Genomic DNA, 21934 nt, shown 5'->3' with positions numbered 1-21934 from the left:
GGTAATTTTAGTGGAAAATTCATCAGTACTAATTGTTGAAGATAGTGAAGTTGATCAATTTATAGCGAAATACATGTTTAATAAATTCGATGAAAACATCGAAGTATTACAAGCGTTCGATGGTGTGGAAGCTATCGACATACTTAAAAACCTTAAAGTCCCGCCTCTTTTTATTTTTTTAGATATCAATATGCCAAGAATGAATGGCCATGAGTTTTTAAAAGAGTATGAGTTAAACCAGTTGAGTACTGCTCCTGTGATTATGCTTACATCTTCGTGTCAGCCTGAGGAAAAAGAAAAATGTTTGGAATATAAAAGTGTTAAAAAATACTTAACTAAACCCTTGGAAGTAGAAGACATTGCAGCGCTATTTTAGTGATAATCTTATGAGTTGCGGTATGATAGAAAAATAACCGGCTATAAACTTATAGGAGTTAAATAAATGCCAAATTTTGTAATTGAACATAGTGGTTCGTTAACAGAGCAAATAGATGCTGAAACTATCATGGATAAAGTTTTTGCAGGAGCCAAAAACAGTGGCCATTTTCCCCCTGAAGCCATTAAAATTAGAGTTGAGCCACGACCTCAATTTAGATTACACCATGTATCAAAAGACTTTTTACATGTATCGGCCCATATTTTAAGTGGGCGTACTGACGAGCAAAAAATTGAAATTTCCAATGCGGTTCTTGAGCAGTTAAAAACCTTAGACTTGAGTAGCGTGTTTGTTTCTGTAGAAATTGTCGATATTCACCGAGCAAGTTTTGTGGATTTCACTTATTAGCAATAAACTTTTGCATTAAACCTACCTCTGAAAGTAAGTTAACGCTTTTTAGTCTCGCCTGTATGTCGAATATGGGTGTAGACACTATCAATTCATCTATTTCAGTTGCTTTTATAAACTGCTGTAATTTATCAGTCACCGTTTGTTTAGAACCTACCATTGCATACCGTAAAATATGCGCTAGCATAGCTTTCTCCGGTGGCGTACAGATTTCAGATATGTGGTCAATTGGCTTTACAAATGGGCTATTTATGCCTCTGTTCATGTTTATAAATTGTTGTTGAACCGAGGTAAATAAATAATTCGCTTCTTCATCTGTGTCTGCAATAACGGCCATAACTCCAGCCATAACATAAGGGTGTTTGCATTGCTTAGAAGGCGTAAATCCTGCTCGGTATAAAGAGAGTGCGTCTAGTAATTGCTCTGGGGCAAAATGAGATGCAAAAGAGTAGGGAAGCCCTAAGTCAGCAGCTAGTTTCGCACTGTAAAGACTTGAACCTAGCATCCATAGGGGGACTTGGCTATCTACTCCAGGTATTGCGATGATGGTTTGCTTTGGCTTTGGGCTTGATAAATAACTCTGCAATTCAAGTACATCACCTCTATAGGTATCTAGCTGAGTAGCAGTATTACGACGTAAAGCTTTAGCAGTGGCCATATCGGTACCAGGCGCTCTGCCTAGGCCAAGGTCTACCCTATCCGGAAATAGTGATGCTAGAGTACCAAATTGTTCTGCAATCACCAGAGGCGAATGGTTAGGTAGCATAATGCCACCAGAGCCTATTCTAATATGCTGAGTTGCCGCACCTATGTGTCCTAAAACGACTGCTGTGGCTGAGCTTGCAACGCCTCGCATACCATGATGTTCTGCCAGCCAAACTCGATGAAACCCTTTTTCTTCGGCCGCAACGGCAAGTTTCTGAGAGTTCTGCAGGGCTACTCTAGCAGTACTGCCTTCTGTAATGGGAGCAAGGTCAAGAATTGAGAAAGGGATCATATCGAAGGTTTGCTGGGTATGGTGTAAGAAATTAATTAAAAAAAACGCCACTGAAAAGTGGCGTTATTTGAATCTTAATCTTCGTCACACTCTTCTTTACATTCACCATAAAGATATAAACTATGATGCGTTAGTTTCATATTATGACGTTCGGCAACGTCTTTTTGGCGTTTTTCGATTATCTCATCTTCGAACTCTATCACCTTGCCGCATTTTAAGCATACTAGGTGATCATGATGTTCTTTGTGGCTAATTTCAAATACTGACTTTCCACCTTCGAAATGGTGGCGGTTTAAAATCCCGGCATCGTCAAATTGGTTAAGTACGCGATAAACGGTAGCTAGACCGATTTCTTCACCTTGTTCAATTAATATTTTATAGACGTCTTCAGCACTAATATGTTGGTTCTGAGGAAGTTGTAAAATTTCTAATATCTTTAAACGAGGAAGAGTTATCTTTAAGCCTGCTTTTTTGAGTTCTTTATTTTGTTCCATGAGTCTACTTACGTATAGAATATGTTGACATTATAGGTAACCTATTTTGATTTAAAAGGCATTCCTGATCATTTGTGTTAAGTATTTAACAATATCGTTAAAATAGAGCTATTACTCTTTCAAGTATTAGCCTAATTCAGCCAAACATAGCTCTTCATGAATTTGCTTACACCAAGCTTTTACTCTTTGCTCGGTTAATTCAGGCTGTCTGTCTTCATCTATGCCTAAACCTACAAAATGATTTTCATCAGTCATACCTTTGGAAGCTTCAAAGTCATAACCTTCTGTAGACCATTGCCCTACCAAAATCGCGCCTTTGGCTTCAACAATATCTCTAACCATACCCATAGCATCAAGAAAGTACTCTGCGTAATCTTCTTGGTCACCACATCCAAATATGGCTACTAATTTATCTTCAAAATCAATTTGCTCAAGCTCAGGGAAAAAGTCATCCCAATCACATTGGGCTTCTCCGTAATACCAAGTTGGTATACCAAAAAGCAGAAGGTCAAATTCAGCAATGTCTTCTTTGCTACTTTTTGCTATGTCATGAACATCAATTAAGTTTTTACCCAATTCTTTTTGGATCATTTTTGCAATATGTTCAGTATTACCTGTGTCACTACCAAAAAAGAGACCTACACTTGCCATCAGTCGTTTTTCCTCTACGTCAATCTTATCAATATGTTAAGTCGGTTGTGTGCTTGATTAGTTTTCGATAACCCATTGCATCACACCTTTAAAAATAAAGCCTAGAGCTCCTAAAAATAACACGAAATACACTACAACTTTGCCTATTGTAGGCACGTTATTTTTCTTTAATACGTCATGTACGACATACGCCATCAGTAAAAACAGTCCTATGAGGGTAACGTCTAGGGCAAAAGCTTCTATCTGTTCGTAATACTCGCTTAGCATAAGTCTAACTCGTTCCTGCTTACTATCGGATTTTTCGGGCGCATACTAGCACAGAGTCATTTTTTATGAAAATGATTCAGCCTTTTACAAAAGCTTTATTGAGTTATTTATTGTAAGGAAATTTAGACTCTACATGATGCTGCAGGGACTTCTGTAGACTGCCGTCTTTTTGCATAGCTGCGATAGTTTGATCAAACTGATTTTTTAATTCTGTAAGTTCTGGCCTTAGAATTATTTCTGTGTGGGTTTCGTCACTTGGCGCTGGAGACCTAAAAATTTTATGGCCTTCGAAACTAGGTGAATTAAATACTTTTATTGCATTAAATTCGTTCATTATTGCGTAATCACACCGACCTGCAACTAGCATACTCATTACAGACAATTGAGATCTAGAGTCTACTCGGCTGATAATGCCACTTTCGGCCATTTCAGTAAGGCTAGGGTAAACATAGCTTTCTCGTGTACAAACACTTTGCTCTCTGATATCTGCTAAGGTGAAAGAGTCGTTAAATGGCTTCATCTGGTATAAAAACATTCTGTGACTGAATAGAGGAATGGTAGCGATAATTTTTTCTGGATGTTGCAACCACACTCTACTGAGTAAAAATGCGTCGACTTTACCTGAGTAAATCAAAGCTTCGTTACGATTGCGGTGTGAATCTATAAACTTAAACTTGACCTTATGGATACGAGTCACCTCTTGGGCAACATCATTTATTAAACCAATATAAGTATTAGACTTAGGATCTATATACAAATAAGGTGGAGCACTTGGCGTGTTTACTGCAAATAGGTAGGTGTTTGATGCAAATACATTTTTACAGGCAAAAAATAACAAAATGTAAATACAAGGCAATAAATATTTTGTGTTTTGCATAAGTAGCCTGATAATCATTTACGTTAGTTGCTATTTTAATATTAATGTTTGTGGCGCTGCCATTTTACTGATGCTCTATTTTTGTGCAAGAGCAAAAGACATTATCATCTCGTAACAAACTTTTGGTTTTTCAGCATGTAACCAATGACCCACACCGGTAATCATTTTTGATTGACTCTTTGGAAATAATTTTAATGTGTCATTTTTATGCTCAGCAAGCAAATAGTCTGATAATTGACCTTTAATAAACAAAACAGGTTTATCGTACGAGTGGTCTGCTGTAATTGCTCCTGATAGCTTTTTATAATCCCGCTGCAGTAGTTCCAGATTAAAACGCCAAAACCATTTATCTTCTTGATTATATAAGCTTTTGAGCAAAAACTGTCTTACACCTGCTTCCTGAATATATTCTCCTAAGGTTTGTTCTGCTTGTTTGCGGCTTTCTAGATTAGCTAAATCTACTGCATTTAAACCAGCTAGCACTTGGTTATGACGAGGACGGTACTCAACGGGGGCAATATCAATAATGACTAAACGTTCCACTAAATTGCTGTTGTCTAGTGCAATTTGCATAGCTATTTTGCCACCTAGTGAGTGGCCTACAAAAATAGCCTTGTGTATTTCTAAATCGGTAAGGGTTTGGCTTATTAGTTGGGCATAGTTCTTAAAGCTAAAGGCTTGTGTAAACCCAGATTTTCCATGATCAGGCAGGTCAATTGACAGCACTTGAAAGTGTTCACAGAAAAGTCTTCGTAGGCCAGACAAGTTATCTAAACTTCCAAATAAGCCATGAATTAGAATAATCCAAGGTTTGTTTGCGTCGTCTGAGTGGATTAGATAATTAACGTTGGACATAAGCTAGCTTTATATTCTACTTCTATTGATAATGGCCAAGAAGCATAATTATCGGCTAACTTAAAAGCAATCAAACCAACAAATAAAATGACACTTTTATGCTTACCTGTTGGTTTAATTACGGCTTTAAATATTACATATTAGGGTAGTTGGGCCCTCCAGCCCCCTCTGGCACTACCCAGGTTATGTTTTGACTCGGATCTTTAATGTCACAAGTTTTGCAGTGTATACAGTTTTGTGAATTTATTTGAAACTGTTTTTCACCGGCTTCGTTTTCTACAAATTCATAAACTCCCGCAGGACAGTATCTTTGTGCAGGCTCGTTAAACTTAGACAAATTAATAGTGATAGGTATGTTTGGGTCTTTTAATTTTAAATGGCATGGTTGGCCTTCTTCGTGATTGGTATTTGATAAAAATACTGAAGATAGCTTGTCAAAACTAAGAATACCGTCTGGTTTTTGGTATTCGATTTTAGGTGCTTTATCGACTGCTAACATCAAGCTGTGATCGGCTTTTTCATCTCTAAAGTTAAAGGGTAGGCGTCCACCAAACCAATTTTGATCAATCGTATTATATGCACCTCCAACAAAAGTCCCCAATTTGTGTAACACAGGACCAAAGTTGCGGGAGCTATACAACTCATCATAAAGCCAAGAATTTTTAAAGTTATCTTCAAAGGCTATTAAGTCTTGGTGCTCTTTTGCGTCTGCTTGGCTTAGAGCTTCTATTAACGTTTCTGCTGCCAATAGGCCAGACTTCATTGCGGTATGGTTGCCTTTTATTTTAGCGAAGTTTAAGGTGCCAGCTTCGCAACCGACCAACAATCCACCTGGAAATGTCATTTTAGGAAGTGAATTAAAGCCACCTTTTGCAATTGCTCTTGCACCATATGAAACCCGTTTGCCACCTTCTAAATATTGCTTGAAGACGGGATGATGTTTGAGTCTTTGAAACTCATCAAAAGGACTTAAATGTGGATTCTCATAATTTAAATCTATGATCAGGCCCACAAAAACTTGGTTGTTTTCGCCATGATATAAATAGGAGCCACCAGTTGCATCGCTTAATGGCCAGCCTGCTGTATGAACAACTAACCCTTCTTGATGTTTGGCAGGGTCGATATCCCAAATTTCTTTAAAACCAATCCCGTAATGCTGAGGTGAACGGCCTTCATCTAGCTTAAACTTTTCAATTAGTTGTTTACCTAAATGCCCACGGCAGCCTTCAGCAAACACAGTGTATTTTGCTTTTAACTCCATGCCTGGCATAAATGAGTCTTTTGGATTGCCATCTTCATCAAGCCCCATATCGCCGGTAATTACACCGCCTACACTACCGTCTTCATTGTAGTAAACCTCAGATGCAGCAAAGCCTGGAAATATCTCTACGCCAAGCTCTTCTGCCTGCTTGGCTAACCAGCGGCACATGTTTCCCATACTGGTTATGTAATTTCCTTGGTTGTGCATAGTTTTGGGCGACATAAATGCTGGAATGGATGTGCCTTTGTTTTCATTATTTAACCAATAAATATCGTCTTGGGTTACCGGGGTATTTAATGGGGCTCCTTTTTCTTTCCAGTCTGGAAATAATTCATTTAATGCTCGAGGCTCAAATATCGCGCCTGATAAAATATGCGCTCCGACTTCAGAGCCTTTTTCAACAACACACACCATCAACTCTAGTTGCTGTTGTTGGGCTAATTGCATCAATCGGCATGCTGTAGACAAACCTGCAGGGCCGGCACCGACTATAACTACGTCAAACTCCATCGATTCTCGTTCCACTTATATGTCCTCTTTTATATTGGTCTATTCATTAAAAAAATACTTAAAGCTCTTAACTATAAGCAGTATTTACTGAATTTTTGTTACAAATTTGAGTTAGAACTCAGTAAAGCTACTTAAATAAAATATCTAAAAACCTTAGTTTAATTACTTGGTTTGTTAAATCTGGTGTTAATTTTTATTTATATAAAACAATCGCTTATATGTTTTTTTTGAGATCTGTTCTTTGTCGTTAAATCAAGTTTTATATCTTACTAGTAAGGTTATAATACCTGCAACTATGTTATCTAAATACTAAATTTTTGGTGCTTTTAGGTTAATTTGACGTAAAGATGTGTTCAAAGTAAATTAACAACATCCTAGTGTGGGAGGTATGACCACTCACTTAATACTGACATCCTGATAAAGAGGTCAAAATGAAAATATTAGTGCCGGTAAAACGAGCCATTGATTACAACGTTAAGGTAAGAGTAAAGCCCGATAACAGCGCAGTAGATCTAACAAACGTTAAAATGTCTATTAACCCGTTCTGCGAAATAGCGGTTGAGGAAGCTGTACGTCTCAAGGAAAAGGGAGTGGCTTCAGAAATTGTAGTGGTATCAATTGGCGATAAAGCCTGCCAAGAGCAAATCCGCACAGCCTTAGCCCTTGGCGCTGATAGGGGAATACAAATTGATACAGCAGAGACACTTGGCTCACTTCAAGTTGCTAAATTACTGCAGAAAGTTGTTGAGGAAGAAAGCCCAGATTTAGTCATTTTAGGTAAACAATCGATTGATTCTGACAATAACCAAACAGGGCAAATGCTGGCCGCTTTGACTGGTATGCCGCAAGGTACATTTGCTTCAGAGGTTGCAGTGTCAGATGGAAAGTTGAATGTAACAAGAGAAATAGATGGTGGCTTGCAAACTGTTGAGTTGACTTTACCTGCTGTAGTGACAACTGATTTAAGGCTCAATGAGCCTAGGTATGCATCCTTACCAAATATTATGAAGGCAAAACGTAAACCCTTAGCCGTTAAACTTGCTGCTGATTTTGGTGTTGATTTGTCATCGGGTGTTAAGGTCTTGAAGGTAGAAGCGCCAGCCCAACGTCAAGGCGGGATAAAGGTAGCTGATGTTGCTGAACTAGTAGATAAATTAAAGAATGAAGCGAAGGTGATCTAATGACTATTTTAGTATTTGCAGAACATGACAATGAGCAGCTTAAAACTGAAACACATAAGCTGGTTCAAGCAGCATCTCAAATTGGTGGTGATATACATTTATTAGTTGCAGGGCATGGGTGCGAGCAAGTGGCGTCACAAGCGGCTAAAATTGCAGGAGTCAGCAAGGTTATAGTTGCCGATAACAGTGTTTATGCACATCAAATGGCAGAGAATATTGCAGAGCTAGTCGCTGAGATTGGAGCTAGTGCAAGTCATGTTTTAGCTGCAGCAACGACTACCGGTAAGAACTTTATGCCCAGGGTAGCTGCGTTACTAGATATGTCACAAATATCGGACATTATTAAGGTAGAGAGTGCAGATACCTTTGTAAGACCTATTTATGCAGGTAATGCGATTGCTACTGTTCAGTCTTCTGAAGCGATTAAAGTTATAACTGTTAGGACTGCGGCTTTTGACGCTGCATCTGAAGGTGGAAATGGTGTGATTGAAGCTTGCGCGATAGTCAAAGCGCTAGAAAAGTCAGCTTTTGTATCAGCAGAATTGACTGAGTCAGAAAGGCCTGAGCTTACGGCTGCGAATGTGATTATTTCCGGTGGTAGAGGTATGCAAAATGGAGACAACTTTGCATTGCTAGAAGGGATTGCAGATAAACTCGGTGCGGCTATGGGGGCTTCTCGTGCCGCTGTGGATGCGGGTTTTGTTCCTAATGATATGCAAGTTGGGCAAACCGGAAAAATAGTAGCGCCGGACCTATATATTGCAGTGGGGATATCTGGTGCTATTCAACATTTAGCTGGCATGAAAGATTCAAAAGTAATTGTAGCTATTAACAAAGATGAAGAAGCGCCAATTTTTCAAGTGGCCGATTATGGCCTAGTGGGGGATTTGTTTGATGTCTTGCCTGAGCTAGAAGCTGCACTTTAAATATTTTTAGTAGCAAATAAAAAGCGATGTGGGCTAAGCTCACATCGCTTTTTGCATTTTAGCTATACAGTGACAACTGAGTTATCTTCAAAAGATACAGGGGAAGGAATATAAGCATCGGCTTCCCAGTCGTTTTCCCAGGCTGTGTCATCTAATAAGTATCTAAACTCATAGTTTGAATCTTTAGGTAAATTAACAGTTGTTGTAAAGGAACCATTCTTAAGTTTTTTCATTGGGGTTGAACTTGTATCCCAGTCGTTAAAATCACCAACTAAGCAAACAGAATCAGCAGACTTAGCTTCTTCTTTAGATAACTTAAATGTTACCTTACATACTGCTTTAGATTTTAAATATTGTTTTTTAAATGCCATTTTTCATCTCCTGAAGTAACAAAATTAAATGTGTAAAATTTAAACCAAATTAAAGTTATCTTCAGTTGCTTTGTCTTGGTGCGGTATTTTTTTGTTGGTGCAACTGTTTTTTCACTTTTCTATAAAATAAAGTATTAGTCTCTTCTCATAAAATTATTAAAATTCAAATGCTTAACTAATATTTATCAAATATCTTCACGCTTCTCACTAGTGTATAGCGCAACGTTTGATATTTATAATTATTATAGTGCAAAAAATATGCAAATTTAAATGGGTAAACCTTAGGTTTTTAACGTTTGAACTTTTTAGCATACTGACTAGGGGATAACCCTGCATGTTTTTTGAAAAGTCTTGTAAATGAGCTTAAGTCTTCGTATCCCACCTGATTTATGATCCTCTCAATACTATCTTGTGTGGTTTCAAGAAATCGTTTAGCAGCTTCAATCCTTAGGGTCTGAATATAGTTTAATGGTGTGTGATCCGTTGCTTTTTTAAAACGGCGGTTAAATGTGCGAGTGCCTAGATTGACTAAAGTGGCCAATTGGTTAACAGTTACAGCCTCACTAAAGTGCTGTTCTAGCCATTCTTGCACAAACAAAATATCTGGATCTTGATGATATTTTTTGGCTCTAAGAGTGGCATATGCAGCCTGTTCACCCCTGCCAATATCAATTACATGGGCTTTAGCTGTAGTGGTTGCAATATCATGGCCGCAGTACCTTTCGATTAGTAGTAGGGCTAAATCGAACCAAGCCATACCGCCACCAGAACAGTAAATTTGTTGGTCTGAAGTGATCATTTTTTCTGGGCATAGGTTTACCTCAGGGTACCTTTGCCTAAACTGCTGGGCATATCCCCAATGTGTAGTTGCCATCTTGTGTTTTAAAATACCAGCTTCGGCTAATAGAAAAGCGCCACTGCAATTACTTGCAATATCTGCCTTATTGGCGAAGTGTTTTTGAATGTGGGGCAAAAGAGCACGGTTGTTTTTAAGTACATTGAGTAACTCACCGCCAATAGTAGGCACAAGTAATAGGTCTGTTGTAGCTACATCCTCAATAGCGATATGGCTATTAATTGATATTTGATTAATGCACTTTACCGGTCGTTTTTTTATTGAGGCTATTTGCACATCAAAGAATGGGGTTGGTGCCTCCCCTGACATGCGTTGCCAAGTAACTCCGGCTAAAGCAAATAAATCTAATGCACCTGTGATAGCACTGGCATAGGCTTGGTCGAACCCTAAAATAGTTACTTTAAACACCTTCAATAAATCTCTTGATTAGTCTTGAATAATGAGCGTTGATATCTGTCTCAAATGGCCATTAATATGTCATATGTGACAATAATAGCCAAGTCATAATTTTGCGACTCTTGGCTTATTGTAAATTCACCAGTTTGCTAACAAACAAGGGGACATAAATGAGCCATGAGTTGGTAAAACGAAGAGAGTTATCTTTTCAGTTATATGAATTATTAGAAACAGATGGGTTATGTAAGCGAGAGCGCTTTAATGAGCATAATCGTGAAACATTTGACGCAGTTATGGATATTGCTGAAAAAATAGCCTCAGAAAAGTTTGCTACACACAATGCCAAAGCGGATGCTAATGAGCCTACTTTTGATGGTGAAAAGGTCACCATGATCCCTGAAGTGAAAGAAGCTTTTGATGCATATGTTGAATCAGGATTAATTGCTGGGCGGTTTGATTTTGATGAAGGAGGCATGCAGCTTCCTGAGTCTATTATGACTGCCTGTGCGGGTTATTTTATGGCTGCTAACCCTTCAAGCACTGGATACCCCTTTTTAACTGTGGCCGCTGCTAATGTTATTCGTAATTTTGCGTCAGAGTCTGTTAAAAATGCCTTTTTGCCTCGCATGTTAAGCGGTGAGTTTACTGGCACTATGGCCTTAACAGAGCCCCATGCAGGGTCTTCATTGGCTGATATTCATACTTCTGCTCAAAAACACCCTGATGGCAATTATCGCTTAAAAGGAAACAAAATTTTTATCTCAGGTGGCGATCACGAGTTATCTGACAATATTGTGCATTTGGTGCTTGCTAAAATCCAAGGCGCACCTGCTGGCGTTAAAGGAATTTCCCTGTTCGCGGTGCCTAAATATCGTTTAGATGAGTCTGGGCATGTAGCCCAGCGAAATGATGTTGCCTTAGCAGGCCTAATTCACAAAATGGGATATAGAGGGACGACTTCAACTGCCTTAAGTTTTGGTGAAAAAGACGATTGCCACGGGTATTTGATTGGCGAAGAACACCAGGGCCTGCGCTATATGTTTCTAATGATGAATGAAGCTCGCCTAGGTGTAGGGTTTGGCGCCGCTATGATCGGATACAGTGGTTATCAATACTCTTTAGAATACGCTAAAGAGCGAACTCAGGGCCGAGTGGCACCTAACAATAAACCTACTGATGCACCAGCAACTATTATTCAACATGGTGATGTTAAACGTATGCTGTTAGCGCAAAAGTCCTATGTTGAGGGAGGTATGGCGTTATGCTTTTATGCCGCTCGATTAGTAGATGATGCGCATACACTGCTTGATGAAAATGCAAAACAGCAGGCCTCTGAATTACTCGATTTACTTACCCCAATCGTCAAAGCTTGGCCCTCAGAATTTGGCCCTAAAGCTAATGATCTCGCCATTCAGATTTTGGGTGGCTCTGGATATACCCGTGAATACCCAGTTGAGCAGTGTTGGCGAGATAACCGTTTAAATCCTATTCACGAAGGTACCAATGGTATTCAAGCATTAGATTTACTCACCCGCAAATTGTGGCAGGCAAAGGGTGCCGGGCTCACTTTATTGCAAGGGCGTATGCAAGAGGATTTTCAATCAGTATCAGGAGATGTAAGCAAACAGCTGGTCGCTATTTTGCAACCATATCTTCAGCAAATGCAGCATTTAATACCTAAACTAGGTGGAGGGTTGCAATCTGAACAGCAGCCAGTCTTATTAGCTAATGCCAGCTGTTTTATGAATATATTTGGCCAAATTGTGATGAGTTGGATGTGGATACGACAAGCAAATGTTGCAGAAGCGGGCATAGCTGCCTTAGCTAATGGCGACCAAGTCAATCAGCAAGATTTAGATTTTTATAATGGCAAAGTTCAAGCTGCAAAATACTTTCTACGTTGGGAGCTACCACTGGTTCAAAGAGATATTTCACTTCTCAATGACATGGATGATAGCTGCAGTGGTATGCAAGCCGACTGGTTTTAACAAATGAATAATAGGCAGAAACAGGACAAATAATGAAAAAAGATATATTTGATTTAACTGGGAAGATTGCATTAGTGACTGGTGCAAGTCGAGGCATAGGTGAGTCTATTGCTAGGTTATTGGCGAGTTATGGTGCTCGAGTTATTGTCTCTAGTCGAAAGATTGAAGGCTGTGAGGCTGTGGCAAAGAGTATTCGAGAAGACGGCGGAGATGCTGTCGCAATGGCTTGTCATGTAGGCGAAATGGCTCAGATAGATAAAATTTTTGCTGACATTAGTGAGCAATATGGACGTTTAGATATTTTGGTAAATAATGCCGCAGCTAACCCTTATTTCGGCCATATTCTAGATACTGATTTGGCGGCATACAATAAAACGGTAGATGTAAATATCCGCGGGTACTTCTTTATGTCAACAGCCGCAGGAAAAATGATGAAAAAGCAAGGTGCAGGTGTGATCTTAAATACCGCTTCTGTCAATGGTATTTCTCCGGGAATGGGACAGGGGATTTACTCTATCACCAAAGCCGCCGTTATTAGCATGACCAAAGCGTTTGCTAAAGAATGTGGTCCTTTAAATATTAGAGTGAATGCGCTATTGCCAGGGTTAACTGAAACTAAGTTTGCGTCTGCTTTAACGGGAAATGACAAAATTTTAAAAACCGCATTGATGCAAATACCCTTGGGACGGACTGCACAGCCTGATGAGATGGCTGGAACCGTTCTGTACTTAGTATCTGATGCATCTAGTTATACTACAGGGACAACAGTTGTAGTTGACGGTGGCTATTTAAGCTAGTCTTGGGCGTTATTAACCAATAAACGGCGGCTATTGGCTGCCGTTTATGCTTTGCTACTGACTGTAGCGTTATTCGTTTGGCCACATATCGGTAAAACCTTCTAAAAGATTTTACTCCTAAAATAATTTATATAGCTATGAGCATGAGTCGCTAATGCTATTGTGTAATTTGTAACAAAATATACCTAGTTTATGTACTCGCTAAGATTGCTTATTGCATAGTGTTTACGGTTTAATACTTAAAAAATAGTATTCAACATCAAAGGTTTATTGAATGTTCAAACTGCGTACTCAAGGCCTACTGGTCGCCAGTGTTACTTTGTTATTCGTTTCTTGCTCTGCTACACAGGCAGTAAACAAACCAGATGAGTCAACCAGTGTAAAGCTCTCTCCCTCTTATGAAACACTTACTACTCACACCCCAACTGACTCCAATATTGCTGAGCAATCCTTGTCGTTACAACAGATTATGGCAGATCCAGATTGGATGGGGCGTCAACCAATTCGACCTTATTGGGCAGATGACAGCGCAGGTGTTTATTATGAACAAAAGCGCTTAGGATCACCTTTACGGGACCTATGGATTAAAGATCTTGGTGATGAGACCAATGGCAAAAAAGTAAACATTAGTACCAAACACCAAGACGCTTATCAACGTAGAGTGTTAGATCAGCATAACAAAATGGCTGCATGGGTGTTTGAGGGAAATGTGTTTATTAAAGACTTAGAAACTAAGACTCTTAAGCAACTCACCAAAGACAATAAGAAGCCCTATAACTTAAAATTCTTAAATGACGGACGCCTAAGTTTTCAAAGTGGCGATAGCTTTTATGCTATTGACCCATTTACTGGTTTTTACGAGTTATTAGTTACTTGGTCATTCGCTGATGAGCCTATAGGGGTTACCGCCCCTCAAGATTACATAGCTGAGCAACAACAAAAACTGATAAAGGTAGTAGCGTTAAAGCGTAATCATCAAGAACAAAAATTTCAGCAACAAAGTCTGTTAGAGAAAACTAACAGTTCCTTAGCGCCACCTAGTTTCTATTTTGCTAAAGGTAACGAAACAGTGGAAGCGAGTTTGTCGCCAAATGGCAAATGGTTAATTGTAGCTGAGACTAAGCACTCAGAGTGGCGTGATGATGGCGATATTATGCCTAACTATATCAATGAAGATGGCAGAATCTCAGCTGATAAAGTCCGTCCTCGTGTGGCAGATGTGACACCAAAGAATGAAAAATTGTGGTTGTTAAACATTGAGAAGCACACCAAAAGAGCATTGAGTTATAGTGACTTGCCAGGATTCAACGAGGATGTTTTAGCATCAGTTAAACGAGAAAACGCCGCAGCAAAAGGTCAAGAATACTCCATTAATCGCCTTCCTAGGGATATAGTGTTGTTACGTGACTGGTCTTGGTCTCAAAGTGCTATTCAATGGCATAGTGATGGCGACAATGTTGCAATCATGCTAGAAGCTTGGGACAACAAAGACAGGTGGCTAACAAGTGTGGATTTAGCTACAGCCAAGTTAAAAAACCAACATAGATTACATGACGATGCTTGGGTTAATTATGATTTTAATAGTTTTGGTTGGTTACATAAAAGCAAAGCGCTTTATTATTTATCGGAAGAGTCAGGCTACGCTAATTTATATTTAAAACCTCTTAACGGAGAGGCTAGGGCACTTGTGTCTGGGCAGTTTGAAGTTAACAACTTAACCCTCAGTCAAGATGATAGCTTTATGTATTTTAAAGCAAACAAAAAACACCCTGGTATTTATGAGATATACAGAGTGGCGATACAAAGCTTGGCGGTGCAAGAATTAACAAATTTAAATGGAATGACAGACTATCAACTAAGTCCAGATGAGCAGTCACTTCTTTTGACTCACTCTACGTTGACTCGTCCTCCAGAGTTGTATGTTAAAAATATTGGTGATGAGAATGCTAAGCAAATTACTCATACTATTAGCCAAGCATTTTTAGATATTGACTGGATAGCGCCAGATATTGTTCCAATTCCATCTAGTCACACAGAGCAACCAATCTTCTCCAGAGTATATGCTCCTAAAAATGCAAATTATGAGTTTGATGAGAAAAGAAAAGCCGTAGTCTTTAGTCATGGTGCTGGGTATCTGCAGAATGCGCATTTGGGTTGGTCTGCTTATTTTAGAGAGTATATGTTCCACAATATGTTAGCGCAGCAGGGGTATGTGGTACTCGATATGGATTATCGTGCATCTGCTGGTTATGGTCGGGATTGGCGCACCGCTATTTATCGTCAAATGGGAACACCTGAAATTCAAGATTTACAGGATGGCGTAAACTGGTTGGCCGAAAATCAGCATGTCGATGCCAACCGAGTCGGCACATATGGTGGTTCATATGGCGGCTTTATGACGTTTATGGCTATGTTTAAGTCACCAGAGTTGTTTAAAGCGGGAGCTGCACTTAGACCGGTTTCTGACTGGGCTCATTACAATCATGGGTACACCTCTAATATTTTGAATACTCCAGATATTGACCCCATAGCCTATGAAAGAAGCTCGCCTATTTATTTTGCTGAGGGGTTACAAAAGCCGCTTTTGATCAACGCACCTATGGTAGATAGTAATGTGTTTTTCGTTGATGTAGTTAGGTTAGTGCAACGTTTTATTGAACTTGAAAAACAGAATTTTGAAACGGCGATTTACCCTGTTGAATCTCACGGATTTGTGCAACCTAGTTCATGGTTAGACGAATACCGTCGCATTTATAAGTTATTTGAAACTAACTTGTAGTTTTAAAAAATCTTGGGAAAGGAGGCAATATTAGCCTCCTTTTTTTGGTGTTAGCGTGATATTTTTTTAAGGGGATAACATGCACTTTTATACCGCAGTAATGGGAATAATATTCAGTATTTCCAGTTTTACCTTGATTGCTGGGCCTTTGGTTGTGCTCGAACAAGCAGATCTTAATTTTGTAAAAACAGCCATACAAGAAGCTAAGGCTCCTGTGGATATTCAAAGGGCTTATACTCGTTTGATACAACAGGCTGATGAAGCACTATTATTAGATGGATATTCTGTTGTTGATAAAACTATATTGCCACCATCAAATAACCGCCATGATTACTTAAGTATTAGCCGTTATTGGTGGCCTGATAACAGTAAATCAGATGGTTTACCTTGGGTAAGGCGAGACGGAGTAACCAATCCTGATACACAAACTGATCAGGTAGACCGCAAGCGCTTAGGAGGTATGTCTAAGAGTGTACATATCTTAGCTTTAGCTTATTTCTTGTCTGGCGATGAGAAGTACGCCCAAAAAGGAGTGAGCTTTATTAAGCGTTGGTTCTTAGAGGATGATACTAAAATGAACCCTCATTTGGAATTTGCTCAAAGTGTACCTGGCATTGACAAAAGAAGGCGATCGGGAATTTTAGATGGCAGGCTCATACCCGAAAAAATGTTAGACTCTATCACTTTGTTTAGTGCTTCACCTTGGTGGAGTGCAAAAGATAATGAAGACATGAATCAATGGCTATCGGAATATTTAAGTTGGTTAACCACTAGTAAAATTGGGAAAGCAGGTGCCAAACAAACGAATAACCACGGCTCATGGTATTATTTTCAAGTAACGGCTCTGTCTTGGTACTTAGGTGATACCTCAAGTTTACGTCAGGCCCTGGAGCACACCCAAAGTCATATGATGCAACAGTTCGATGAGCAAGGTGCCCAACATCATGAATTGGCCCGAACTCGGCCATTTTTCTACAGCTGCTTTAACCTAGAGGCTTTAACCAGTATTGCAAAGATAGCAAACAAGGTGGACATTAATCTGTGGCAGTATCCTTCTGCTGAAACCAGTGTTTTAACAACAGCTGTAGATTATTTAATACCAGCAGCTAAAGGCGAACCTTGGCGTCATGGAAAGTCTCCAATTAAAGCAACAGACTTAATTGATGTTCTATATAGGTATAACCAATATAGTGACGGCGAGCCACAAAAAGCCCTTTTTAATGAGCTGGTATCGAATATTAAAAACGATAAAGCGGATAGTTACAGCCGCTTTATATTATTACATCCAAATATTCTTTCAGAATAGTTACAGCGGCGGGGAGCTGTCCTTTAATTGATTAAGCTTGTTTTTGAGCATAAACCCACAAATAAGCAGTAATCCGGATAACGCTCCAAATAGGTGGGCATCGATAGCGACGTTAGCATCAATTAATTGGGCTACTTCGTCGCTAGCTCCATACATTTGCTCGTTGAGTACTTTTATTAAAATACCCCCAAGCATTACCCAACCAGTTTTGAGGTGGTGTTTTATATCAAGGTATGCGCCTAGGATAAATAAGCCATGTAAAATACCAGACAGACCTACATACCATTTCAGTTGCGGTGCGAAAAAAAACAAACCTATAGATGTACTTAAACTTAAAAGTAGCAATATACCCAGATACTCACTGGTCTTAGTGTAGTGACCATGCAAGGCCCATAATAATATGGTGCCAAGCAAGTTTAAAAGTAAGTGATAGGTGTTGGTATGTAAAAAATGGCCGCTAAGTAAGCGCCACCATTGACCCGATGCTATCTCATCATATTTGTAAGCAAGTAACTCGCTGGTTATGGGGGCAATCAGTGCCAAAGTGATGCTAATCAGGACCACTATAATGGGTCCCAGCATATGTTGTTTTTGATAAGGTAAGTTTAACATTTTTGTTTTCTAGGCTGTGGCAAGTGTGCTAAAACCTAAATTCCCATTGTATTTAGAGAGCTTGACGAAGTTTTAGGTGCGTAAAAATGATATTGGAAATAAATGTGGGACAGAGTAAATTCAAATGACTTAGTTACTCTAAACTCACAACATCTACTCTCCATTGGTCGTCGATTCTAAGCAATTCGACAACACGCATGTCTTTAAAAATATCTCCGTTTAATTCACCTTCAAAAAACAATGCTATTTTTGCGTCTTTTGCATATTCGTTTCTTCCGGCACTACGGGTGCTGGGTTGAATAGCTACTTTATCAAAACGCATGTTGAATATATGTTTTTGCACCCCTTTATTGGTATGGTAGGACCTTAACAATCGCTGCATTTTAGGTGTGCTGAGCTTTAATGCTCCTTCGATATTTTTATCGTGGTAAATGTGATCGAAGAACTCAATAGCGGTAGACTCAGGAATATTGCTATCTAGCATACCGAATTTACCCCCTCCTTTTTTTGTTTCTCCTGGGTTACAAGCACTGAGCACAATTACAGCGAGTAAGACCGCATACACTTTTTTAAACATACTGACACATCTATCAAATATCATTTTTAATGATGGTAACTATACATTCTTTTTGAACTAGGCCCAAAAAAAAGGGAAGTTTACACTTCCCTTTTTGGTAACTATTTTAATCTAAGATTTTTACTGAATGTTTTCTGCGTCAGAAAACTCACCTGCAAACATTGGGCTACTTAGGTAACGCTCAGAAGCACTCGCTAAGATTGCCACAACATTCTTATCTGCGTTTTCTGGTTTCTCAGCCCAGCGCTTAGCAGCTACAACAGCGGCACCAGAAGAAATACCAACTAAAATACCTTCTTCTTTCATTAACCTATGAGCCATTTCGATAGCTTCTTCATTGGTAACTTGCTCTACAGCATCAACTAAGTCTAAGTCTAGGTTGCCTGGGATAAAACCAGCGCCAATACCTTGGATTTTGTGTGGGCCAGGCGTTAATTCTTCACCTGCTTTGGCTTGTGTAATAACCGGGGAATCTGTTGGCTCAACAGCTACTGTAGTAATCGCTTTACCTTCTGTATTTTTGATATAACGGCTTACACCAGAGATTGTTCCGCCTGTACCAACACCTGCTACAAAAATATCTATTTCGCCATCTGTATCGTTCCAGATTTCTGGACCTGTGGTTTTTTCATGAATTTCTGGGTTTGCTGGGTTTTCGAACTGGTGCATTGGAATATATTTAGCTGGATCAGATGCAACAATTTCTTCGGCAGCATTAATTGCGCCTTTCATGCCTTTAGGCGCTTCTGTTAACACTAGGTTAGCACCCATAGCTTTTAACAGTTTACGACGTTCTAAACTCATTGAGCTAGGCATAGTTAGGGTGATTTTATAGCCACGAGACGCAGCAACAAAGGCTAAAGCGATACCTGTGTTTCCACTTGTAGCTTCAACTATTTCACAACCTGGTTTTAAAATGCCTTTTTTCTCTGCATCCCAAATCATGTTAGCGCCTATACGACATTTAACGCTAAAGCTTGGATTTCTAGATTCGATCTTTGCAAACACATTCCCACCGGTAACACGGTTAAGTTTAACTAAGGGGGTTTTGCCGATTGCTAATGAATTGTCGTCATAAATTTGCATAAAATTTCCTTGCCTATTTTCTGTTGATGTTGGCAGATTTCCAAATAGGATAGCTACCAATGAAGTGTTTGTTATTGTAGGGTCAAATACTCTTAGTTAGTAGACCGCGTAATAGCTGATTTTATTCACACTACTAAAATTAATTTTTATTTATATAAAAAACAGCTAGTTCCACAATCAATTTTATTGATTTATACGAGAGCTTAATGTGTTTTATATTATTTAGTATTGTCGTTAACCTATACAGTAGATTAGGTCTAAGCAATTAAATTAAAGTGCTTTTTCGCTATATCTTATGGTTAATCTTTTGTTAATGCAGATTGAGGTCTAAATGTCTTTTAGTGGAACAGATAAATATATAGTCGGTCGTGAGTTACAATTAGCCGTTAATGCCGCGATTACATTAGAAAAGCCCTTACTTATTAAAGGGGAGCCGGGCACGGGTAAAACTATGTTGGCAGAGGAGTTGGCTAAAAGCTTGGATGCTGATTTAATTCAATGGCACATTAAATCAACCACTAAGGCGCAACAAGGTTTATATGAGTATGATGCTGTGTCTAGGCTTAGAGACTCTCAATTAGGAGATGAAAAAGTACATGACATTGGCAATTACATAGTTAAGGGAAAATTGTGGCAGGCTTTTGAGTCAGAAAAACGTAGCATATTGTTGATAGATGAAATTGATAAAGCGGATATCGAATTTCCAAATGATTTATTGCTTGAAATAGACAAGATGGAGTTCTTTGTTTACGAAACCCAACAAGTAATTAAGGCTAAGCAAAGGCCTATAGTGATCATTACTTCAAATAACGAAAAAGAGCTTCCCGATGCTTTTCTTCGTCGTTGCTTTTTCCATTACATTCAATTCCCTGATGCTGATGAAATGCGAAAAATTGTAGATGTTCATTTCCCAGATATTAAAAAATCACTACTTAATCAAGCATTGCAATCATTTTTTGATTTACGAGATGTGCCTGGGTTACGTAAAAAGCCATCTACCTCAGAGTTGATTGATTGGCTCAAGCTGCTGGTTGCCGAAGATATTCCAATTGGAGCACTACAAAATAAAGATGGTAAACAGAGAATTCCTCCTTTGTATGGCGCATTATTAAAAAATGAACAAGATATTCATTTGTTTGAAAAACTGGTCTTTATGGCGCGCCGTTAATGTTAGTTGATTTCTTTTTTAAACTTCGAGAATACCGTTTAAAAGTAAGTCTTAGGGAGCTTCTTGATTTGATTCAAGCTCTCGAAAAAGGTGTTGTGTTCGCCAGTATCGAAGACTTTTATTTTTTATCAAAAATGGTCATGGTGAAAGATGAAACTCAGTTCGATAAGTTTGATAGAGCCTTTGCTGATTATTTTGAAGGGGTACAAAGCATTGATCTATTTGGAAAAGATATTCCAGAAGAATGGTTGAAAGATGCGTTAAACCGCTATTTCAGTGACGAAGAAAAAGAGAAAGTCAAAGCTTTAGGTGGCCTTGATGAACTAATGAAAACCTTAAAAGAACGTTTAGCTGAGCAAGAAAAGCGGCACCAAGGGGGCAATAAATGGATTGGTACAGGAGGCACTTCACCTTTTGGAGCCAATGGCTATAACCCTGAAGGCGTAAGAATTGGGCAGCAAGGTAATCGTAATTTTTCAGCGGCAAAAGTATGGGACAAGCGAGAGTTTAAGAATCTTTCTGGTGATGTAGAGTTAGGTACTCGAAATATTAAAGTTGCCTTGCGCAAATTACGGAAATTCGCGCGAACTGGTGCTTCTGAAGAGCTAGATATGCCAACCACTATAGGTGCCACAGCCAAAAATGCCGGTATGTTAGATCTTCGCATGGTACAAGAAAGGCACAATGCTGTTAAAGTACTTATGTTTTTTGATGTGGGAGGCTCTATGGATGCTCACATAAAAGAATGTGAAGAGTTGTTTTCAGCGGTGCACACTGAATTCAAATACCTAGAGTATTTTTATTTTCATAATTGTGTGTACGAAGGTGTGTGGACAGACAACAAGCGCCGCAGTAGTGAAGTGATCCCCATCGCAAATATCATTCATAAATATGGTGCTGATTACAAATTGATTTTTGTAGGCGACGCCACTATGGGGCCATATGAAATTACCTACCCAGGTGGAAGTGTTGAACACTGGAATGAAGAGCCTGGAAGTGTTTGGGTGCAACGTTTACTTAATCATTTTGAACGTGCAATATGGCTTAATCCACAGTTAAGTCAGTATTGGAATTATTATGCTTCTATCAGCATAATAAAAGACCTGATGGCAGGCAGGATGTTCCCCTTAACTCTTGACGGTATAGGGGAGGGCATAAAGCATTTAACAAAAAAATTATGAACTAGCGGGATAAG

General features: G+C 39.0%; 22 protein-coding genes. 10 read left to right on the top strand and 12 right to left on the bottom strand.

Going from position 1 to position 21934, the window contains the following annotated elements:
- The first annotated feature begins 10 nt into the window (after window positions 1-10).
- Both ACMUMK_RS09455 and ACMUMK_RS09450 read left to right on the top strand, forming a co-directional pair.
- Entirely contained in the window at window positions 11-376 is a 366-nt protein-coding gene (locus ACMUMK_RS09455) for a response regulator (protein ID WP_414700876.1), read from the top strand.
- A gap of 66 nt (window positions 377-442) precedes the next feature.
- Complete coding sequence (locus tag ACMUMK_RS09450; RefSeq protein WP_414700875.1) at window positions 443-784, top strand: 5-carboxymethyl-2-hydroxymuconate Delta-isomerase; 342 nt, start codon at window positions 443-445, stop codon at window positions 782-784.
- On the opposite strand, the gene ACMUMK_RS09445 is transcribed toward ACMUMK_RS09450, so the two are convergent.
- The 7 genes from ACMUMK_RS09445 to ACMUMK_RS09415 all read right to left on the bottom strand — a co-directional run bounded on the left by ACMUMK_RS09445 (window position 774) and on the right by ACMUMK_RS09415 (window position 6696).
- Window positions 774-1781, bottom strand: a complete 1008-nt coding sequence (locus tag ACMUMK_RS09445; RefSeq protein WP_414701397.1) for an LLM class flavin-dependent oxidoreductase — start codon at window positions 1779-1781, stop codon at window positions 774-776. The genes ACMUMK_RS09450 and ACMUMK_RS09445 overlap by 11 nt on opposite strands.
- A 74-nt stretch (window positions 1782-1855) precedes the next feature.
- On the bottom strand, window positions 1856-2275 hold the full coding sequence (fur, locus tag ACMUMK_RS09440) for a ferric iron uptake transcriptional regulator (RefSeq protein ID WP_414700874.1): 420 nt from the start codon (window positions 2273-2275) through the stop codon (window positions 1856-1858).
- Window positions 2276-2401: 126 nt separating this feature from the next.
- Window positions 2402-2926: a flavodoxin FldA gene (gene fldA / locus ACMUMK_RS09435; protein ID WP_414700873.1), complete on the bottom strand. Its 525-nt coding sequence runs from the start codon at window positions 2924-2926 to the stop codon at window positions 2402-2404.
- Between the two features lie 57 nt (window positions 2927-2983).
- Window positions 2984-3193, bottom strand: a complete 210-nt coding sequence (locus ACMUMK_RS09430; RefSeq protein ID WP_414700872.1) for a DUF2788 domain-containing protein — start codon at window positions 3191-3193, stop codon at window positions 2984-2986.
- A 103-nt stretch (window positions 3194-3296) separates the two neighbouring features.
- The gene (locus ACMUMK_RS09425) at window positions 3297-4070 is read right to left on the bottom strand and encodes a substrate-binding periplasmic protein (RefSeq protein WP_414700871.1); all 774 of its coding nucleotides are present in this window, start codon (window positions 4068-4070) and stop codon (window positions 3297-3299) included.
- A 75-nt stretch (window positions 4071-4145) separates the two neighbouring features.
- Window positions 4146-4925, bottom strand: coding sequence for an alpha/beta fold hydrolase (locus ACMUMK_RS09420; RefSeq protein ID WP_414700870.1), 780 nt, complete (start codon window positions 4923-4925; stop codon window positions 4146-4148).
- A 133-nt stretch (window positions 4926-5058) separates the two neighbouring features.
- Window positions 5059-6696 (bottom strand): electron transfer flavoprotein-ubiquinone oxidoreductase, encoded by a 1638-nt coding sequence (locus ACMUMK_RS09415; RefSeq protein WP_414701396.1) that lies wholly within the window; start codon window positions 6694-6696, stop codon window positions 5059-5061.
- Window positions 6697-7127: 431 nt separating this feature from the next.
- Between ACMUMK_RS09415 and ACMUMK_RS09410 the strand changes: the two genes are divergently transcribed.
- Entirely contained in the window at window positions 7128-7877 is a 750-nt protein-coding gene (locus ACMUMK_RS09410) for an electron transfer flavoprotein subunit beta/FixA family protein (RefSeq protein WP_414700869.1), read from the top strand.
- A complete protein-coding gene (locus ACMUMK_RS09405) occupies window positions 7877-8803 on the top strand; it encodes an electron transfer flavoprotein subunit alpha/FixB family protein (protein ID WP_414700868.1) in 927 nt (308 codons plus the stop codon). The genes ACMUMK_RS09410 and ACMUMK_RS09405 overlap by 1 nt, the downstream gene beginning before the upstream one ends.
- 62 nt (window positions 8804-8865) lie before the next feature.
- Here the strand turns inward: ACMUMK_RS09405 and ACMUMK_RS09400 are convergent, their stop codons facing one another.
- Both ACMUMK_RS09400 and ACMUMK_RS09395 read right to left on the bottom strand, forming a co-directional pair.
- Entirely contained in the window at window positions 8866-9174 is a 309-nt protein-coding gene (locus ACMUMK_RS09400; protein WP_414700867.1) for an isoamylase early set domain-containing protein, read from the bottom strand.
- Between the two features lie 289 nt (window positions 9175-9463).
- The gene (locus ACMUMK_RS09395; protein ID WP_414701395.1) at window positions 9464-10438 is read right to left on the bottom strand and encodes a GlxA family transcriptional regulator; all 975 of its coding nucleotides are present in this window, start codon (window positions 10436-10438) and stop codon (window positions 9464-9466) included.
- Window positions 10439-10596: 158 nt separating this feature from the next.
- Here ACMUMK_RS09395 and ACMUMK_RS09390 point away from each other — a divergent pair, with 158 nt between their 5' ends.
- The 4 genes from ACMUMK_RS09390 (at window position 10597) to ACMUMK_RS09375 (ending at window position 17296) form a co-directional block, all read left to right on the top strand.
- On the top strand, window positions 10597-12414 hold the full coding sequence (locus ACMUMK_RS09390; RefSeq protein WP_414700866.1) for an acyl-CoA dehydrogenase: 1818 nt from the start codon (window positions 10597-10599) through the stop codon (window positions 12412-12414).
- A gap of 32 nt (window positions 12415-12446) precedes the next feature.
- The gene (locus ACMUMK_RS09385) at window positions 12447-13211 is read left to right on the top strand and encodes an SDR family oxidoreductase (protein ID WP_414700865.1); all 765 of its coding nucleotides are present in this window, start codon (window positions 12447-12449) and stop codon (window positions 13209-13211) included.
- 274 nt (window positions 13212-13485) lie between these two features.
- Entirely contained in the window at window positions 13486-15990 is a 2505-nt protein-coding gene (locus ACMUMK_RS09380) for a prolyl oligopeptidase family serine peptidase (protein WP_414700864.1), read from the top strand.
- Between the two features lie 79 nt (window positions 15991-16069).
- Window positions 16070-17296 carry an alginate lyase family protein gene (locus ACMUMK_RS09375; RefSeq protein WP_414700863.1) on the top strand — a complete coding sequence of 409 codons (1227 nt, stop codon included), beginning with the start codon at window positions 16070-16072 and terminating at the stop codon, window positions 17294-17296.
- On the opposite strand, the gene rrtA is transcribed toward ACMUMK_RS09375, so the two are convergent.
- The 3 genes from rrtA to cysK all read right to left on the bottom strand — a co-directional run bounded on the left by rrtA (window position 17297) and on the right by cysK (window position 19571).
- The gene (gene rrtA, locus ACMUMK_RS09370; protein ID WP_414700862.1) at window positions 17297-17908 is read right to left on the bottom strand and encodes a rhombosortase; all 612 of its coding nucleotides are present in this window, start codon (window positions 17906-17908) and stop codon (window positions 17297-17299) included. It abuts the gene before it with no gap.
- 133 nt (window positions 17909-18041) lie between these two features.
- The gene (locus tag ACMUMK_RS09365) at window positions 18042-18485 is read right to left on the bottom strand and encodes a hypothetical protein (RefSeq protein WP_414700861.1); all 444 of its coding nucleotides are present in this window, start codon (window positions 18483-18485) and stop codon (window positions 18042-18044) included.
- Between the two features lie 120 nt (window positions 18486-18605).
- Complete coding sequence (cysK, locus tag ACMUMK_RS09360) at window positions 18606-19571, bottom strand: cysteine synthase A (RefSeq protein WP_414700860.1); 966 nt, start codon at window positions 19569-19571, stop codon at window positions 18606-18608.
- Window positions 19572-19902: 331 nt separating this feature from the next.
- Here cysK and ACMUMK_RS09355 point away from each other — a divergent pair, with 331 nt between their 5' ends.
- On the top strand, window positions 19903-20739 hold the full coding sequence (locus tag ACMUMK_RS09355) for an AAA family ATPase (RefSeq protein ID WP_414700859.1): 837 nt from the start codon (window positions 19903-19905) through the stop codon (window positions 20737-20739).
- A complete protein-coding gene (locus ACMUMK_RS09350; RefSeq protein WP_414700858.1) occupies window positions 20739-21920 on the top strand; it encodes a vWA domain-containing protein in 1182 nt (393 codons plus the stop codon). The genes ACMUMK_RS09355 and ACMUMK_RS09350 overlap by 1 nt, the downstream gene beginning before the upstream one ends.
- The last annotated feature ends 14 nt before the right edge of the window (window positions 21921-21934 follow it).

The organism is Paraglaciecola sp. 2405UD69-4, assembly GCF_047525415.1.
Lineage (GTDB): Bacteria > Pseudomonadota > Gammaproteobacteria > Enterobacterales > Alteromonadaceae > Paraglaciecola.
This window is presented reverse-complemented; position numbering and strand designations above follow the sequence as displayed.

Bases quoted from the DNA above. Each gene is read 5' to 3' on its own strand.
- ACMUMK_RS09380 (WP_414700864.1), top strand. From the start codon at position 13,486: ATGTTCAAACTGCGTACTCAAGGCCTACTGGTCGCCAGTGTTACTTTG.
- ACMUMK_RS09415 (WP_414701396.1), bottom strand. From the start codon at position 6,696: ATGGAGTTTGACGTAGTTATAGTCGGTGCCGGCCCTGCAGGTTTGTCT.
- ACMUMK_RS09350 (WP_414700858.1), top strand. From the start codon at position 20,739: ATGTTAGTTGATTTCTTTTTTAAACTTCGAGAATACCGTTTAAAAGTA.
- ACMUMK_RS09375 (WP_414700863.1), top strand. From the start codon at position 16,070: ATGCACTTTTATACCGCAGTAATGGGAATAATATTCAGTATTTCCAGT.
- ACMUMK_RS09390 (WP_414700866.1), top strand. From the start codon at position 10,597: ATGAGCCATGAGTTGGTAAAACGAAGAGAGTTATCTTTTCAGTTATAT.
- ACMUMK_RS09365 (WP_414700861.1), bottom strand. From the start codon at position 18,485: ATGTTTAAAAAAGTGTATGCGGTCTTACTCGCTGTAATTGTGCTCAGT.
- ACMUMK_RS09410 (WP_414700869.1), top strand. From the start codon at position 7,128: ATGAAAATATTAGTGCCGGTAAAACGAGCCATTGATTACAACGTTAAG.
- ACMUMK_RS09385 (WP_414700865.1), top strand. From the start codon at position 12,447: ATGAAAAAAGATATATTTGATTTAACTGGGAAGATTGCATTAGTGACT.
- rrtA (WP_414700862.1), bottom strand. From the start codon at position 17,908: ATGTTAAACTTACCTTATCAAAAACAACATATGCTGGGACCCATTATA.
- fur (WP_414700874.1), bottom strand. From the start codon at position 2,275: ATGGAACAAAATAAAGAACTCAAAAAAGCAGGCTTAAAGATAACTCTT.
- ACMUMK_RS09420 (WP_414700870.1), bottom strand. From the start codon at position 4,925: ATGTCCAACGTTAATTATCTAATCCACTCAGACGACGCAAACAAACCT.
- ACMUMK_RS09400 (WP_414700867.1), bottom strand. From the start codon at position 9,174: ATGGCATTTAAAAAACAATATTTAAAATCTAAAGCAGTATGTAAGGTA.
- fldA (WP_414700873.1), bottom strand. From the start codon at position 2,926: ATGGCAAGTGTAGGTCTCTTTTTTGGTAGTGACACAGGTAATACTGAA.
- ACMUMK_RS09405 (WP_414700868.1), top strand. From the start codon at position 7,877: ATGACTATTTTAGTATTTGCAGAACATGACAATGAGCAGCTTAAAACT.
- ACMUMK_RS09430 (WP_414700872.1), bottom strand. From the start codon at position 3,193: ATGCTAAGCGAGTATTACGAACAGATAGAAGCTTTTGCCCTAGACGTT.
- ACMUMK_RS09445 (WP_414701397.1), bottom strand. From the start codon at position 1,781: ATGATCCCTTTCTCAATTCTTGACCTTGCTCCCATTACAGAAGGCAGT.
- ACMUMK_RS09425 (WP_414700871.1), bottom strand. From the start codon at position 4,070: ATGCAAAACACAAAATATTTATTGCCTTGTATTTACATTTTGTTATTT.
- cysK (WP_414700860.1), bottom strand. From the start codon at position 19,571: ATGCAAATTTATGACGACAATTCATTAGCAATCGGCAAAACCCCCTTA.
- ACMUMK_RS09450 (WP_414700875.1), top strand. From the start codon at position 443: ATGCCAAATTTTGTAATTGAACATAGTGGTTCGTTAACAGAGCAAATA.
- ACMUMK_RS09355 (WP_414700859.1), top strand. From the start codon at position 19,903: ATGTCTTTTAGTGGAACAGATAAATATATAGTCGGTCGTGAGTTACAA.